The organism is Azospirillum sp. TSH64 (genome assembly GCF_003116035.1).
In the GTDB taxonomy this organism is placed as follows: Bacteria; Pseudomonadota; Alphaproteobacteria; order Azospirillales; family Azospirillaceae; genus Azospirillum.
On sequence record NZ_LGQW01000015.1, the window covers coordinates 6,834,018 to 6,849,898 of the forward strand.

The window sequence follows — 15,881 nt, forward strand, 5'->3', positions numbered from 1 at the left end:
GAACTTTGCCTTCGCCATGGGGTGGTCTCTCCGTTTCTCAATCGTTCCAGCGGTCTTCAGGCCACCTTGGCGCGGACGCCGTCCGCGATGGCCTGTGGCACCGGCTCATAATGGTCGAACTGCATGCTGTACTGCGCGCGGCCCTGACTCATGGAGCGCAGGGAGTTCACATAGCCGAACATGGCCGCCAAGGGAACCAGTCCCGTGACGATTCGCGCGTTGCCGCGCTGGTCCATGCCGGTGATCTGTCCCCGGCGACCGTTCAGGTCGCCGATGACGTCGCCCATATAGTCGTCCGGCGTGATGATTTCGACCCGCATCAGCGGTTCCAACAGCGCCGGAGCGGCTTTTGTCATAGCCTCGCGGAAGGCGTTCCTCGCCGCGAGTTCAAAGGCGAGCGGCGAGGAATCGACGTCGTGCGCCTCGCCGCCTGTCAGCGTCGCCTTGACGTCCACCACCGGATAGCCGGCGACGACGCCGCTGTCCTTCGCGCCCTCCAGGCCCTTCTGCACACCGGCGACGAAGTCGCGCGGCAGGCCCGCCGCCCGGTTCTCGAACACGAAGCCGGCGCCGCGATCCAGCGCCTCCAGCTTCAGCATCACGCGTGCGAACTGGGCGCGATCGCCGGTCTGTCGGGCGTGGACATGGTCGATTTCGGCCGAGCGCAGCACGGTCTCCCGATAGGCCACCTTGGGCGCACCGACAGCCGCATCGACGCGGAACTCGCGCCTCATGCGGTCGACGATGATGTCGAGATGCAGCTCGCCCATGCCGCGGATCACGGTCTGGCCGCTTTCGCGGTCGACCGTAACCTGCAACGAGGGATCCTCATGGCCGAGACGGTTCAATGCCGCCGCCATCTTGTCGTGGTCGGCGTCGGTGCGCGGCTCGACGACGATCTCGATCACCGGTTCCGGAACGTCGAGACGCTCCAGCACGATCGGCTTGGCGGCGTCGCACAGCGTGTCGCCGGTTGCCGTGTGCTCCAGACCGGCGAAGGCCACGATGTCGCCGGTGTGGGCGCGCTCGATCTCTTCACGGCTGTTGGCGTGCATCAGCAGCATCCGACCGATCTTCTCGCGCTCACCCTTGACGGGGTTCAGCAGCGAATCGCCGACGCTGACGGTGCCTGAATAGATGCGGCAGAAGGTGAGCGTCCCGACATAGGGGTCGTTCATCACCTTGAAGGCAAGGCCGGAGAAGGGCGCACTGTCGTTGGCGGCGCGCTCCTCGGCCCGGTCGCCACCCACCGCATGGCCCGTCACCGCACCGATGTCGTTCGGCGCCGGCAGGTAGTCGACCACGGCGTCCAGCATCGGCTGGATGCCCTTGTTGCGGAAGGCGGACCCGCAGAGCACGGGAACCATGGCGCCGGCAATCGTCCCCTTGCGGATCAAAGCGCGCAGCGCGTCGGGCGTCGGCTCCTCGCCGCGCTCGAGATAGGCGGCCATTGCCGCCTCATCGAGGTCCAGCACAGCGTCCAGCAGCGCCTGACGGGCGCTTGCAGCCGGACCGGCCAACTCCTCGGGAATTTCGGTGTGCTGGAATTCGGCGCCGAGCGTTTCGGCTTTCCAGATGGTGGCGCGCATCGAAACCAGATCGACGACACCGGCGAAGCCGGCCTCGCTGCCGATGGGACGCTGAACGACCAGCGGCTTGACGCCAAGGCGCTCGGCCATCATGGCGACACAACCGTCGAAGTCCGCGCCGACGCGGTCCATCTTGTTGACGAAGGCCATGCGCGGCACGCCGTACTTGTCGGCTTGCCGCCACACGGTCTCGGTCTGGGGCTCGACCCCCGCAACCGCGTCGAAGATGGCAACGGCGCCATCCAGAACACGCAACGACCGCTCGACCTCGATGGTGAAATCCACGTGGCCGGGCGTATCGATGATGTTGATGCGGTGGTCGCGCCAGAAACAGGTCGTGGCCGCCGACGTGATGGTGATGCCCCGCTCCTGCTCCTGTTCCATCCAGTCCATGACGGCGGTGCCGTCATTGACCTCGCCCATGCGATAGGACTTGCCGGTATAGAACAGGATGCGCTCGGTCGTCGTCGTCTTGCCGGCATCGATGTGAGCCATGATGCCGATGTTGCGGTAACGGTCGAGGGCGTGCGAGCGGGGCATGCAAAATCACCAGGACAGGCGTTAACCTTACCAGCGGTAGTGCGAGAACGCCTTGTTGGCTTCCGCCATGCGGTGCGTATCTTCGCGCTTCTTCACGGCAGTGCCGCGCTGGCTGGCGGCGTCGAGCAGCTCACCCGACAGACGCTCGGTCATGGTGTTTTCCGAGCGGGCACGGGCGGCGCTGATCAGCCAACGGATGGCCAGGGCCTGGGCGCGATCCGAACGGACCTCGACCGGAACCTGATAGGTCGCACCACCGACGCGACGCGACCGCACTTCGAGGTGCGGCTTCACGTTGGCGAGGGCGTCGTGGAAGACCTGAACGGGGTCGTTCTTGGTCTTGACCTCGATGCGGCCCAGCGCACCATAGACGATGCTTTCAGCCGACGACTTCTTGCCGTCAAACATCAGGCAGTTCATGAACTTCGTCAGGACGCGGTCGCCATACTTGGCGTCCGGCAGGACTTCACGCTTCTCGGCGCGATGACGACGGGACATCGTGAATTCTCCTTACTTCGGACGCTTCGCGCCGTACTTCGAACGACGCTGCTTACGATCCTTGACGCCCTGGGTATCCAGCGTGCCGCGAATGATGTGATAGCGAACGCCGGGAAGATCCTTCACACGACCGCCGCGGATCATGACCACCGAGTGTTCCTGGAGGTTGTGGCCCTCACCAGGGATGTAGCTCGTCACCTCGAAGCCGTTCGTCAGACGAACGCGGGCGACCTTACGGAGCGCCGAGTTCGGCTTCTTCGGGGTGGTGGTGTAAACGCGAGTGCAGACGCCACGCTTCTGCGGGCAGGCCTCCATCGCGGGAACCTTGTTGCGCGCGGCCAACGGCTCGCGCGGCTTACGGATCAACTGGTTGATCGTCGGCATATCTGCCCTTCATCCCTTCAAGATCACTCGGCCGGACGAGCCGGACGAAGCAAAAGCCCGCCTGCGAAACGTTGCCGTTCCGAGCGGGCTGAATGAGCGAAAGCCGACCGGAGGACTCCGATCGGCGGGATCGGTGGATTCAAGCGGACGCACGGAGAGCCCCGGCGGCCTTTGAAGTTCGCGGACTTTAGGGAAAGGCCGGGAGAGAGTCAAGGACGGTATTGAAGCTTGCGGGGGTCCCGACTGGCAATCGGTAAGGCCCCAAGAAAAAGGGCGCGTTCCTCGCGGAACGCGCCCCCTCCCCTACTCGAACAACCCGATGGCTCAGGCCGCGGAGCTTTCCTCGCCCGGGGTCGGCAGGGCCGGAGTTTCCTCCGGAGCGCCGGCTTCCAGGGCCGCCTCGCGGTCACGCTCGGCGGCGATCAGCTTCAGACGGTTCACCACGGAGCCCGTGCCGGCCGGGATCAGACGGCCGACGATGACGTTCTCCTTCAGGCCTTCCAGATTGTCGACCTTGCCGCCGACGGCCGCTTCCGTGAGGACGCGGGTGGTTTCCTGGAACGACGCGGCCGAGATGAAGGAGCGCGTCTGCAGGCTGGCCTTGGTGATGCCCTGGAGAACCGGATGGCCGTGCGCCGGCTGCAGGCCTTCCGCGACGGTCTTCTCGTTCTCCTCGTCGAACTCCTGACGGTCGACCTGCTCGCCCACCAGGAAGGTGGTCTCGCCGGCGTCGGTGATCTCGACCTTCTGCAGCATCTGGCGAACGATCACCTCGATGTGCTTGTCGTTGATCTTCACGCCCTGCAGTCGATAGACGTCCTGGATTTCGTTGATCAGGTAGTCGGCCAAGGCCTCCACACCCATCACCGCCAGGATGTCGTGCGGCACCGGGTTGCCGTCCATCAGCAGATCGCCGCGTTCGACATAGTCACCCTCCTGCACGGAGATGTGCTTGCCCTTCGGGATCAGATACTCCTTCTCGTCACCGCTCTCGTCGTTGCGGACGACGATGCGGCGCTTGGTCTTGTAGTCCTTACCGAATTCGACGCGGCCGCTCATCTCCGAGATGATGGCGAAGTCCTTCGGACGACGCGCTTCGAACAGCTCGGCCACGCGCGGCAGACCGCCGGTGATGTCGCGGGTCTTGGACGACTCGCGCGGGATACGCGCCAGCACGTCGCCGGCCCGGACCTCGGCACCGTTCTCCACCGACAGGATGGCGTCCACCGACATGAAGTAGCGGGCTTCGAGGCCGTTCGGCAGGGTGATCAGCTCGCCCCGCTCGTCCACCAGCGCGATGCGCGGCTTCAGATCGGCACCGCGCGGCTGCTGGCGCCAGTCGACGACCACCTTGGAGCTGATGCCCGTCGCCTCGTCCATCACCTCGCGCATGGAGATACCCTCCACGAGGTCGATGTAGCGGGCGGTACCGGCGCGCTCCGTGATGATCGGCAGGGTGTAGGGGTCCCACTCGGCCAGCTTGGCGCCGCGCTCGACCTTCACGCCCTCGTCGGCCAGCAGCTTGGCACCATACGGCACGCGGTGACGCGCCCGCTCGCGGCCCTGCTCGTCGAGCAGGATCACTTCGGTGCTGCGGCCCATGACGACCGGGATGCCAGAGGAGTTCATGACGACGTTGCGGTTGTTGATCCGCACCGTCGCGTCGAACGCCGCCTCGATCTGGCTCTGCTCGGCACCGCGCTGCGCCGCACCGCCGATGTGGAAGGTACGCATCGTCAGCTGGGTGCCCGGCTCGCCGATCGACTGCGCCGCGATGACGCCGACCGCCTCGCCGGTGTTCACCAGCGTGCCGCGGGCCAGATCACGGCCATAGCACTTGGCGCAGACGCCGTCGCGGGTCTCGCAGGTCAGGACCGAGCGGATCTTGACCGAGTCGATGCCCGACCGCTCGATGCGGTCGACCGTCGGCTCGTCGATCAGGCCGCCGTCCTCGACGATCAGCTCGCCGTTCAGCGGGTCGATCACCGCCCCGACCACGGTGCGGCCGAGGATTCGGTCGCCCAGCGGGCTGATGACTTCGCCGCCGTCGATCACCGCCTTGACGGTGATGCCGCGTTCGGTGCCGCAATCATGCTCGACGATGATGGCGTCCTGCGCCACGTCGACCAGACGGCGGGTGAGGTAACCGGAGTTCGCCGTCTTCAAGGCGGTGTCGGCCAGACCCTTGCGGGCGCCGTGGGTGGAGTTGAAGTACTCCAGCACGGTCAGGCCTTCCTTGAAGTTGGAGATGATCGGCGTCTCGATGATCTCGCCCGACGGCTTGGCCATCAGGCCGCGCATGCCGGCCAGCTGACGGATCTGCGCGGCGGAACCACGGGCACCGGAGTGGGCCATCATGTACACCGAGTTGACCGGCTTGCCGGCTTCGGTGGTCGAGATCGCCTTCATCATCTCGGACGCGACCTTTTCGGTGCATTCCGACCAGACGTCGACGACCTTGTTGTACTTCTCGCCCTGGGTGATCAGGCCGTCGAGATACTGCTGCTCGAACTCCTTCACCCGCTCCTTCGACTCGTTGACCAGCTTCTCCTTGGCGGCCGGGATGACCATGTCGTCCTTGCCGAAGGAGATGCCGGCGCGGCAGGCGTGGCCAAAGCCGAGCTTCATCAGGCGGTCAGCGAAGATCACCGTCTCCTTCTGACCGCAATGGCGGTAGACGGCGTCGATGACGTTGCCGACGTCCTTCTTGGTCAGGACGCGGTTGATCAGCGAGAAGGGCACCTTCGGATGGCGCGGCAGCAGCTCCGACAGAAGCATGCGGCCCGGCGTCGTCTCGACGATGCTGATCAGCTCCTCGCCCTCGTCGTCCACGCCGACGTAGCGCGCCTTGATCTTGGCATGGATCGACAGGACCTTGGCGTTCAGCGCCTGCTCGATTTCCGAGACGTTGGCGAACACCATGCCCTCGCCCTTCTCGCTCGGGCGGTCCATCGAGATGTAGTAGATGCCGAGCACGATGTCCTGCGACGGCACGATGATCGGCTTGCCGTTGGCGGGCGACAGGATGTTGTTGGTCGACATCATCAGGACGCGCGCTTCCAACTGCGCTTCAAGCGACAGCGGAACGTGCACGGCCATCTGGTCGCCGTCGAAGTCTGCGTTGAAGGCGGTGCAGACCAGCGGGTGCAGCTGGATCGCCTTGCCTTCGATCAGCGTCGGCTCGAAGGCCTGGATGCCGAGGCGGTGCAGCGTCGGCGCCCGGTTCAGCATCACCGGATGCTCGCGGATGACCTCCTCCAGGATGTCCCAGACCTCGGGACGCTCCTTTTCCACCATCCGCTTGGCGGCCTTGATGGTGGAGGCGAGACCGTACAGCTCCAGCTTGGCGTAGATGAAGGGCTTGAACAGCTCCAGCGCCATCTTCTTCGGCAGGCCGCACTGGTGCAGCTTCAGCTCCGGACCGACGACGATGACCGAACGGCCCGAGTAATCGACGCGCTTGCCGAGCAGGTTCTGACGGAAGCGGCCCTGCTTGCCCTTCAGCATGTCCGACAGCGACTTCAGCGGACGCTTGTTGGCGCCGGTGATGACGCGGCCACGGCGGCCGTTGTCGAACAGAGCGTCGACGGCCTCCTGCAGCATGCGCTTCTCGTTGCGGACGATGATGTCCGGCGCCTTCAGCTCGATCAGCCGCTTCAGACGGTTGTTGCGGTTGATGACGCGGCGGTACAGGTCGTTCAGGTCGGACGTGGCGAAACGGCCGCCATCGAGCGGCACCAGCGGACGCAGCTCGGGCGGGATTACCGGAATCACTTCCAGAATCATCCACTCAGGCCGCGACTGCGAGGCCAGGAAGGCGTCGATCAGCTTCAGGCGCTTGACCAGCTTCTTGCGCTTGGCCTCGGAGTTGGTGTCGCGCAGATCCTCACGGCAGCGCTTCTTCTCCTCGTCGAGGTCGAGCGCGGACAGCATGATGCGCAGCGCTTCGGCACCGATCGACGCGGTGAAGGCGTCCTCGCCGTACTCGTCCTGGGCGTTCATGAACTCTTCCTCGCTCAGCAGCGAATGCAGCTTGAGCGGGGTGAGGCCGGGCTCGATGACGACGTAGTTTTCGAAATAGAGGATGCGCTCCAGATCCTTGAGCGTCATGTCGAGCAGCAGGCCGATGCGGCTCGGCAGCGACTTCAGGAACCAGATGTGCGCGACCGGGGACGCCAGCTCGATGTGGCCCATGCGCTCGCGCCGGACCTTCGACAGCGTGACCTCGACGCCGCACTTCTCGCAGATGATGCCGCGATACTTCATGCGCTTGTACTTGCCGCACAAGCACTCGTAGTCCTTGATCGGGCCGAAGATGCGGGCGCAGAACAGGCCGTCGCGCTCCGGCTTGAAGGTGCGGTAGTTGATGGTTTCCGGCTTCTTGATCTCGCCGTAGGACCAGGACCGGATCCGCTCGGGGCTCGCGATCTGGATGCGGATCTGATCGAAGCTCTGCGGCCCCTGGACCTGGCCGAAAATGTTCATCAACTCATTCATGACCGTCTCCCGCTGGCATCGCCGCGTTGTCGGTTAAGGGCAGTGCATGACCCCGGACCGGCGCGAATGCGCCGCTCCGGGGTTTGGTCACGTCAAATCGGCTCAGTAAGACCGCTGGTTCAGTTCGACGTTCAGGCCGAGCGAGCGCAGCTCCTTGACCAGCACGTTGAACGATTCCGGAATGCCGGCCTCGAAGTTGTCGTCGCCGCGGACGATGGCCTCGTAGACCTTGGTGCGGCCGGACACGTCGTCCGACTTCACCGTCAGCATTTCCTGCAGCGTGTAGGCGGCGCCGTAGGCTTCGAGCGCCCAGACCTCCATCTCACCGAAGCGCTGACCGCCGAACTGGGCCTTGCCGCCCAGCGGCTGCTGCGTGACCAGCGAGTAGGGACCGATCGACCGGGCGTGGATCTTGTCGTCCACGAGGTGGTGCAGCTTCAGCATGTAGATGTAGCCGACGGTGACCTTGCGATCGAAGGTCTCGCCAGTACGTCCGTCCACCAGCGTCGACTGGCCCGACCGGTCGAAGCCGGCGCGTTCCAGATGGACGCAGATGTCCTCCTCGCGGGCGCCGTCGAAGACCGGCGTCGCGAAGGGCACGCCCTTGCGCAGGTTCCCGCCCAGCTCCAGCAGCTCGCCGTCGGTCATGTCGGCGATGTCCTCATTGTAGGTCACCTCGCCGTACGCCGACTTCAGCGTGCCGCGCAGGGCCTCCAACTGGGGAGCGCCTTCGGCCTTCTGACGGATGGCCAGACGGTACTGGTCGACCGCACGGCCGATCTGCTTGCCGAGACCCGAGGCCGCCCAGCCGAGGTGGGTTTCCAGGATCTGACCGACGTTCATGCGCGACGGCACGCCCAGCGGGTTCAGCACCAGATCGACGGGGGTGCCGTCCTCCAGGTAGGGCATGTCCTCCTGCGGGATGATGCGCGAGACGACACCCTTGTTGCCGTGACGGCCGGCCATCTTGTCGCCCGGCTGCAGCTTGCGCTTCACCGCGACGAAGACCTTGACCATCTTCATGACGCCCGGCGGCAGCTCGTCACCGCGCTGCAGCTTGTCGACCTTGTTCTCGAAGCGGTCCTGCAGGGCCTTGATCGAGTCGTCGAACACCTTCGCCAGGTTCTCGACGGTCTCCATCACCTGCTCGTCGGCGATGGCGATCTGGCGCCACAAGCCCTTCGACAGGCCGGCCAGCACCTCGTCGGTCAGGACCGTGCCACCCTTCATGCCCTTCGGGCCGGACTGCGCGGTCTGGCCGATCAGCACTTCCTTCAGGCGGGTGTAGAAGCTGCGCTCCAGGATGCCGCGCTCGTCGTCGCGGTCCTTGGCCAGCTTCTCGATCTCGGCACGTTCGATGGCGAGCGCGCGTTCGTCCTTGTCGACGCCGCGGCGGCTGAACACGCGGACCTCGACAATGGTGCCGACCACGCCCGGCGGCAGGCGCAGCGAGGTGTCGCGGACGTCCGAGGCCTTCTCGCCGAAGATGGCGCGCAGCAGCTTTTCTTCCGGCGTCATCGGGCTTTCGCCCTTCGGCGTCACCTTGCCGACCAGAATGTCGCCCGGACGGACTTCGGCGCCGATATAGACGATGCCGGCCTCGTCGAGGTTCTTCAGAGCTTCCTCACCCACGTTCGGAATGTCGCGGGTGATTTCCTCCTGGCCCAGCTTGGTGTCGCGGGCCATGACCTCGAACTCCTCGATGTGGATCGAGGTGAAGACGTCGTCCTTGACGATGCGCTCGTTGATGAGGATCGAGTCCTCGAAGTTGTAGCCGTTCCACGGCATGAACGCGACGAGCACGTTCCGGCCGAGCGCCAGCTCGCCCAGATCGGTCGACGGACCGTCGGCCACGATGTCGCCGGCGTTCACCCGGTCACCGACCTTCACCAGCGGACGCTGGGTGATGCAGGTGTTCTGGTTGGACCGCTGGAACTTCAGCAGGTTGTAGATGTCGACGCCCGGCGCCGTGCTGTCCGAGCTGTCGGTCGCACGGACGACGATGCGGGTGGCGTCGACCTGGTCGACGATGCCCGACCGCTTGGCGACGATGGTCACGCCGCTGTCGCGGGCGACGGTCGCCTCCATGCCGGTGCCGACCAGCGGGGCGTCGGCCTTGACCAACGGCACCGCCTGACGCTGCATGTTCGAGCCCATCAGCGCGCGGTTGGCGTCGTCGTTCTCCAGGAACGGGATCAGCGCCGCGGCGACGGACACCAGCTGCTTCGGCGACACGTCGATCAGGTCGATGGCTTCCGGCCGGAACATCAGGTATTCGCCGCCCTGGCGGCAGGACACCAGATCGGCGGCGAAGCTGTCGTCCGCGTTCAGTTCGGCGTTCGCCTGGGCGACGACGTAGCGGCCCTCCTCCATCGCCGACAGATAGACCACCTCGTTGGTGACCTTGCCGTCGATGACCTTGCGGTAGGGGCTCTCGATGAAGCCGTACTGGTTGACGCGGGCATAGGTCGCCAGCGAGTTGATCAGACCGATGTTCGGGCCTTCCGGCGTCTCAATCGGGCAGATGCGGCCATAGTGCGTCGGGTGCACGTCGCGCACCTCGAAGCCGGCGCGCTCGCGGGTCAGACCGCCCGGGCCGAGAGCCGAGAGACGACGCTTGTGCGTGATCTCGGACAGCGGGTTGGTCTGGTCCATGAACTGCGACAGCTGCGACGAGCCGAAGAACTCGCGCACGGCGGCGGCCGCCGGCTTGGCGTTGATCAGGTCGTGCGGCATCACCGTGTCGATCTCGACCGAGCTCATGCGCTCGCGGATCGCACGCTCCATGCGGAGCAGGCCGACGCGGTACTGGTTCTCCATCAGTTCGCCGACCGAGCGGACGCGGCGGTTGCCGAGATGGTCGATGTCGTCGATCTCGCCGCGGCCGTCCTTCAGGTTCACCAGAACCTTCAGGATCTCCAGGATGTCCTCCTTGCGGAGCACACGCATCTGGTCGTCGGTCTGGAAGTTCAGGCGGGCGTTCATCTTGACGCGGCCGACGGCCGACAGGTCGTAGCGCTCGCTGTCGAAGAACAGGCCGGAGAACAGCGCCTCGGCCGACTCCAGGGTCGGCGGCTCGCCCGGACGCATCACGCGGTAGATGTCGATCAGCGCGTCTTCGCGGCTGGCGTTGCGGTCCGCGTTCATCGTGTTGCGGATGTAGGCGCCGACGTTCAGATGGTCGATCGCCAGCACCGGCAGCTCGTCGACACCGGTCTTCTCCAGCTTGTCGAGATCGCTCGCCGACAGCTCGTCACCGGCTTCGAACAGGACTTCGCCCGTGCGCTCGTTGATGATGTCGACGGCGAGGTAGCGGCCGGTCAGCTCCTCGGTGGAGACCTGCTGCTCGGTCAGGCCGGCCTCGACCAGCTTCTTGATGACCCGCGGGGTCATCTTGGTGCCGGCCTCGGCGACGATGGCGCCGGTGGCGGCATCCACGAGGTCGGAGATCAGCTTGACGCCCTTCATCCGCTCGGCGCTGAACGGGGTCTTCCAACCGCCGGCCGACCGGGTGTAGGTGATCGTGTCGTAGAAGTAGTTGAGGATCTCTTCCTTGGCCATGCCCTGCGCCTCGTAGGGCAGCAGGTCCTTGCGGTTGGCCTTGCGCTCGGCGCGCAGCGCCTCGGTCTCCGCGCCGTCCAGGGCGAACAGCAGCGTGGTGGCCGGCAGCTTGCGGCGGCGGTCGATGCGGACGTAGACGAGATCCTTGGCGTCGAACTCGAAGTCGAGCCAGGAACCGCGGTAGGGAATGACACGGGCGGCGAACAGATACTTGCCCGACGCGTGGGTCTTGCCCTTGTCATGGTCGAAGAAGACGCCCGGGCTGCGGTGCATCTGCGAGACGATGACACGCTCGGTGCCGTTGATGACGAAGGTGCCGTTGGCCGTCATCAGGGGCATGTCGCCCATGTAGACGTCCTGCTCCTTGATGTCGCGGATCGAACGGAGGCCGGTGTCCTCCTCGACGTCGAACACGGACAGGCGCAGGGTGACCTTCAGCGGGGCGGCGAAGGTCATGCCGCGCTGCTGGCATTCCTCGACGTCGTATTTCGGCTGCTCAAGCTCGTACTTGACGAAATCCAGCACCGCGCGGTCGGAGAAGTCCTTGATCGGGAAGACCGACTTGAAGACTTCCTGCAGGCCCAGGTTCGCCCGCTTTTCCGGGGCGACGTCCATTTGCAGGAAGTGATCGTAGGAGCTGCGCTGCACCTCGATGAGGTTGGGCATCTGGGTGACTTCCGGGATGCGCCCGAAGCTCTTCCGAACACGTTTACGACCCGTAAAGGATTTGGCCATGGATGTCCCCAAACGTCTGTACGTGATGCGCGTTATACCGACCGTTCAACCGACCGTAGGATCGAGCCGACTGCTGTCGACCGGTCCCGAGGGCGCCCGCGCGGGCCATCCCCATGATGGGGACGGAAAGAGCCGGGCCGGGCAAGCCCGGTCCGGCGGAAGGCAGAAAATGCCGTGCGGCGGCCGGTCCCCTAGGGAACCGACCGCCGTCCGGCTTGGTACTGTGTGCTTCGTACGCAACAAGGTCTTACTTAATATCGACCTTGGCGCCGGCTTCTTCAAGCTGCTTCTTGATCTTGGCGGCCTCGTCCTTCGTGGCGCCTTCCTTGACCGGCTTCGGAGCACCCTCGACCAGGTCCTTGGCTTCCTTCAGGCCCAGGCCGGTGATCGCACGGACTTCCTTAATCACGTTGATCTTCTTGTCGCCGGCATCGGCGAGGATCACCGTGAACTCGGTCTGCTCTTCGGCCGGAGCGGCGGAGGCAGCGGCCGGGCCGGCGGCGGCGACGGCAACCGGAGCGGCGGCGGAGACGCCCCACTTCTCTTCGAGGAGCTTCGACAGCTCGGCGGCTTCCAGGACGGTCAGGGCCGACAGATCGTCGACGAGCTTCTGCAGATCAGCCATGTTACTACTCCAAACGACTTGAGTTCTGGGGATGTAAAAAACGAGTGACTAGGCCTGGTTAGGCCGCCGCCTCGTCGTCCTTCTTCGCGTAGGCAGCAAGCACGCGGGCGACCTGGCCGCCCGGAGCCTGGAGGACACCGGCGATACGGGTCGCCGGGGTCTGGATCATGCCCACGAGGCGGCCACGCAGTTCGTCCAGCGACGGGAGCGAGGCGAGGGCCTTGACCCCCTCCGCGTCCAGAATCTGGGTGCCGAGGCTGGCGCCGACGATCTTGAGCTTCTCGTTGGTCTTCGCGTAGTCGGCCACCACCTTGGCAGCCGCAACGGGATCCTTCGAGTAGGCGATCGCCGTCGGTCCCTTGAAGAGACCGTCCAGACCTTCGAACTGCGTCCCCTGAAGGGAACGACGGGCGAGCCGGTTCTTCGTCACTTTGAAGCTGGCGCCAGCAGCCCGAACCTTCGCACGCAGGTCGGTGACTTCCTTCACCGTCAGGCCCAGATGGTGGGTGACCACCACCAGGCCCGTGTCCTGGAGCTTCGATTGCAGAGCCGCGATCGTCGCTTCTTTTTGTGTACGATCCACGGATCGCCTCCTTGCACAGAGGTGTACATGGACCCCCGTCCCCGAAGGGCCGGAGATCCGGCGAACCTGTCCCAGAAGTCAAGCCGTTCCTGAACCGGTTCCCGTCGCGCATGGCGGCGGGGCCGGAGGGGTAAACGGGTTCAACTCCTGTCTGCGCGGGTGAATTTTAAGCCCTTCCCTTTCCTTGCGGTCGGGGACGGACACCAGCGGTCTCGGACAGGGATGGGCGGGTGCCCTCGGGGTTTCCCCCTCAGGCGGTCCGCCCGGACGCCACCGCTGCCCGAGGGCAGACGGCGGCGAAACGGGTCATCAGGCGGCGGCCGGAGCCGACACGCTGGAGAGGTCGAGCTTCAGACCCGGGCCCATCGTCGACGAGAGCGAGACCTTCAGCAGGTACTGGCCCTTGGCGCCGGTCGGCTTGGCACGGGTGATGGCATCGACGAAGGCACGGATGTTCTGGACCAGCGCCTCTTCCGAGAAGCTGACCTTGCCCACGCCGGCGTGGATGATGCCGGTCTTCTCCGCACGGAACTCCACCGCGCCGGCCTTGGCGGCCTTGACGGCGCCGGCGACGTCGGGGGTCACGGTGCCCAGCTTCGGGTTCGGCATCAGGCCGCGCGGGCCCAGCACCTTACCGAGCTTGCCGACCACGCCCATCATGTCGGGCGAGGCGATGCAGCGGTCGAAGTTGATGTTGCCGGCCAGGATCTGTTCGGCCAGATCGTCGCCGCCGACAACGTCGGCGCCGGCGGCCAGAGCCTCATCGACCTTGGCGCCACGGGCGAACACCGCCACGCGGACGGTCTTGCCGGTGCCGTTCGGCAGGTTCACGACGCCGCGGACCATCTGATCGGCGTGGCGCGGATCGATGCCGAGGTTCATCGCGATCTCGATGGTCTCGTCGAACTTGGCCTTGGCGGCACCCTTTACCAGGGTGACAGCCTCTTCCAGCGAGTAGAAGGAGTCGCGGTTGACGGTCTTGTAGGCGTCGGTCAGACGCTTGCCCAGCTTCGCCATAGGATCAGCCCTCCACCACTTCGAGGCCCATCGAGCGGGCGGAGCCGGCGATCATGCTCGCGGCGGCTTCGACGTCGTGCGCGTTCAGGTCGACCATCTTCTTCTGGGCGATCTCGCGGATCTGCGAGGTCGTGACTTGGCCGACGAAACCACCCTTGCCGGGGGTCGTCGAACCCTTGTCCTTGCCCGAAGCCTTCTTGAGGAAGTAGCTGACCGGCGGGGTCTTCGTCACGAAGGTGAAGGTGCGGTCGCCGTAGGCGGTGATGACCACGGGAATCGGCATGCCGACTTCCAGGTCCGCCGTCTTGGCGTTGAACGCCTTGCAGAACTCCATGATGTTCAGGCCGCGCTGACCGAGCGCCGGACCGATGGGCGGCGACGGGTTGGCCTTGCCGGCCGGGACCTGCAGCTTGATGTAACCGACGATTTTCTTCGCCATCTCACAACCTCCTGGGACGACGCCTCACGCTCTTGACCGATTGGTCCGGCGCGGCGCCGCGGGGTTTTTGCGGTTCGGCCATGGCGAGCCTCCCGCAACAGAATGGAGCCACCGATGCAAGCACCGGCAGCTCCGACTCATAAACCGTGGAACCTTGCGATCAGATCTTTTCGACCTGCGTGTATTCCAACTCGACCGGCGTGGAGCGACCGAAGATCGAAACCGCCACCTTGAGGCGGGACTTCTCTTCGTCGACTTCCTCGACGACACCATTGAACGAGGTGAAGGGACCGTCGCTCACTCTCACCTGCTCGCCCACCTCGAAGGTGATCGAGGGCTTGGGGCGCTCAAAGCCTTCCTGCACCTGATGGATGATCCGCTCGGCCTCTCGCTGGGAAATCGGCTGCGGCTTGCCGCCGCCACCCAGGAAGTCCGTAACCTTCGGCGTGTTCTTCACCAGCGACCAGGATTCGTCGGTCAGGTCCATCTTGACGAGGACATAGCCAGGAAAGAACTTGCGTTCGGTGTTGATCTTGGAACCCCGGCGCACTTCGACCACTTCTTCGGTCGGGACCAGGATTTCCTCGAACTTGTCTTCCAGACCCTTCTGAGCCGCCTTTTCGCGGATGGCCTGGGAGACCTTCTTTTCGAAACCCGAATAAACGTGAACGACGTACCAGCGCGCAGCCATGTCTTAGCCCCCCAGCCCAAGGATCAAGCGAACGGCAACCGCCAGCACCTGATCGACGACGAGGAAGAACAGGGCGGCGAGCACGACCATGACGAACACCATGGCGGTCGTGATGCCGGTTTCCTTGCGGGTCGGCCAGGTGACCCTGGCTACCTCGCGGCGGACCTCGCGCGCGAATTCTGCGGGATTGACTTTAGCCATCGTGCGAACCGTGCGAGCTCCGGAGCGACTGTGAGGGCGCCGCTTTTACCCTAATCATTATTGGGACGGGATGGCAGGAGTGGAGGGGATCGAACCCCCAACCCCCGGTTTTGGAGACCGGTGCTCTACCAATTGAGCTACACTCCTATCTCCGTCCGGCCACACCTTTCGGCGTGGGAGGCCGCTTAAACCATTCTTTAGGCGGCTGTGTCAAGGCCTTTCGACCTGACTTTCGGAATAACTTTCAGAACGGCTTTCCGGAAGCCCAACCGTACTCTTCAGGCAGACAACCTCCCCCGCCAGACCGGGGTCCGACGGGGGAGGCAGGCTTATAGCATCACTCGATGATCTTGGCAACGACGCCGGCACCGACGGTGCGGCCACCCTCGCGGATGGCGAAGCGCAGGCCTTCGTCCATGGCGATCGGGGCGATCAGAGCGACATCCATGGCGACGTTGTCGCCCGGCATCACCATCTCGACGCCTTCCGGCAGCGCAACCATGCCCGTCACGTCCGTCGTA

11 protein-coding genes, 1 tRNA gene and 1 pseudogene are annotated in these 15,881 nt (G+C 64.9%); all 13 read right to left on the reverse strand.

Going from position 1 to position 15,881, the window contains the following annotated elements:
- Positions 1-56: 56 nt before the first annotated feature.
- A complete protein-coding gene (fusA, locus tag TSH64_RS32075) occupies positions 57-2,129 on the reverse strand; it encodes an elongation factor G (protein WP_109451254.1) in 2,073 nt (690 codons plus the stop codon).
- Positions 2,130-2,156: 27 nt separating this feature from the next.
- The gene (gene rpsG / locus TSH64_RS32080; RefSeq protein WP_098740496.1) at positions 2,157-2,627 is read right to left on the reverse strand and encodes a 30S ribosomal protein S7; all 471 of its coding nucleotides are present in this window, start codon (positions 2,625-2,627) and stop codon (positions 2,157-2,159) included.
- A gap of 12 nt (positions 2,628-2,639) precedes the next feature.
- A complete protein-coding gene (gene rpsL / locus TSH64_RS32085; RefSeq protein ID WP_012973201.1) occupies positions 2,640-3,011 on the reverse strand; it encodes a 30S ribosomal protein S12 in 372 nt (123 codons plus the stop codon).
- A 324-nt stretch (positions 3,012-3,335) separates the two neighbouring features.
- A complete protein-coding gene (gene rpoC / locus TSH64_RS32090; RefSeq protein ID WP_109451256.1) occupies positions 3,336-7,508 on the reverse strand; it encodes a DNA-directed RNA polymerase subunit beta' in 4,173 nt (1,390 codons plus the stop codon).
- A gap of 102 nt (positions 7,509-7,610) precedes the next feature.
- Positions 7,611-11,804, reverse strand: coding sequence for a DNA-directed RNA polymerase subunit beta (gene rpoB, locus TSH64_RS32095; RefSeq protein WP_109451258.1), 4,194 nt, complete (start codon positions 11,802-11,804; stop codon positions 7,611-7,613).
- Positions 11,805-12,051: 247 nt separating this feature from the next.
- Positions 12,052-12,429 carry a 50S ribosomal protein L7/L12 gene (gene rplL / locus TSH64_RS32100; RefSeq protein ID WP_109451260.1) on the reverse strand — a complete coding sequence of 126 codons (378 nt, stop codon included), beginning with the start codon at positions 12,427-12,429 and terminating at the stop codon, positions 12,052-12,054.
- 58 nt (positions 12,430-12,487) lie between these two features.
- A complete protein-coding gene (rplJ, locus tag TSH64_RS32105) occupies positions 12,488-13,012 on the reverse strand; it encodes a 50S ribosomal protein L10 (RefSeq protein WP_098740499.1) in 525 nt (174 codons plus the stop codon).
- 309 nt (positions 13,013-13,321) lie between these two features.
- The gene (gene rplA / locus TSH64_RS32110; RefSeq protein ID WP_109051345.1) at positions 13,322-14,029 is read right to left on the reverse strand and encodes a 50S ribosomal protein L1; all 708 of its coding nucleotides are present in this window, start codon (positions 14,027-14,029) and stop codon (positions 13,322-13,324) included.
- A gap of 4 nt (positions 14,030-14,033) precedes the next feature.
- The gene (gene rplK / locus TSH64_RS32115) at positions 14,034-14,468 is read right to left on the reverse strand and encodes a 50S ribosomal protein L11 (RefSeq protein WP_109451263.1); all 435 of its coding nucleotides are present in this window, start codon (positions 14,466-14,468) and stop codon (positions 14,034-14,036) included.
- A 160-nt stretch (positions 14,469-14,628) separates the two neighbouring features.
- On the reverse strand, positions 14,629-15,159 hold the full coding sequence (nusG, locus tag TSH64_RS32120) for a transcription termination/antitermination protein NusG (protein WP_012973192.1): 531 nt from the start codon (positions 15,157-15,159) through the stop codon (positions 14,629-14,631).
- Positions 15,160-15,162: 3 nt separating this feature from the next.
- The gene (gene secE / locus TSH64_RS32125) at positions 15,163-15,360 is read right to left on the reverse strand and encodes a preprotein translocase subunit SecE (RefSeq protein WP_014246876.1); all 198 of its coding nucleotides are present in this window, start codon (positions 15,358-15,360) and stop codon (positions 15,163-15,165) included.
- 71 nt (positions 15,361-15,431) lie between these two features.
- Positions 15,432-15,507 (reverse strand) — tRNA-Trp (locus tag TSH64_RS32130).
- Positions 15,508-15,697: 190 nt separating this feature from the next.
- Positions 15,698-15,881: pseudogene (gene tuf / locus TSH64_RS32135) on the reverse strand (elongation factor Tu); the annotation flags it as partial.

Excerpts from the sequence above, each read along its gene's own strand:
- fusA (WP_109451254.1), bottom strand. The coding sequence starts at position 2,129 with ATGCCCCGCTCGCACGCCCTCGACCGTTACCGCAACATCGGCATCATG.
- rpsG (WP_098740496.1), bottom strand. The coding sequence starts at position 2,627 with ATGTCCCGTCGTCATCGCGCCGAGAAGCGTGAAGTCCTGCCGGACGCC.
- rpsL (WP_012973201.1), bottom strand. The coding sequence starts at position 3,011 with ATGCCGACGATCAACCAGTTGATCCGTAAGCCGCGCGAGCCGTTGGCC.
- rpoC (WP_109451256.1), bottom strand. The coding sequence starts at position 7,508 with ATGAATGAGTTGATGAACATTTTCGGCCAGGTCCAGGGGCCGCAGAGC.
- rpoB (WP_109451258.1), bottom strand. The coding sequence starts at position 11,804 with ATGGCCAAATCCTTTACGGGTCGTAAACGTGTTCGGAAGAGCTTCGGG.
- rplL (WP_109451260.1), bottom strand. The coding sequence starts at position 12,429 with ATGGCTGATCTGCAGAAGCTCGTCGACGATCTGTCGGCCCTGACCGTC.
- rplA (WP_109051345.1), bottom strand. The coding sequence starts at position 14,029 with ATGGCGAAGCTGGGCAAGCGTCTGACCGACGCCTACAAGACCGTCAAC.
- rplK (WP_109451263.1), bottom strand. The coding sequence starts at position 14,468 with ATGGCGAAGAAAATCGTCGGTTACATCAAGCTGCAGGTCCCGGCCGGC.
- nusG (WP_012973192.1), bottom strand. The coding sequence starts at position 15,159 with ATGGCTGCGCGCTGGTACGTCGTTCACGTTTATTCGGGTTTCGAAAAG.
- secE (WP_014246876.1), bottom strand. The coding sequence starts at position 15,360 with ATGGCTAAAGTCAATCCCGCAGAATTCGCGCGCGAGGTCCGCCGCGAG.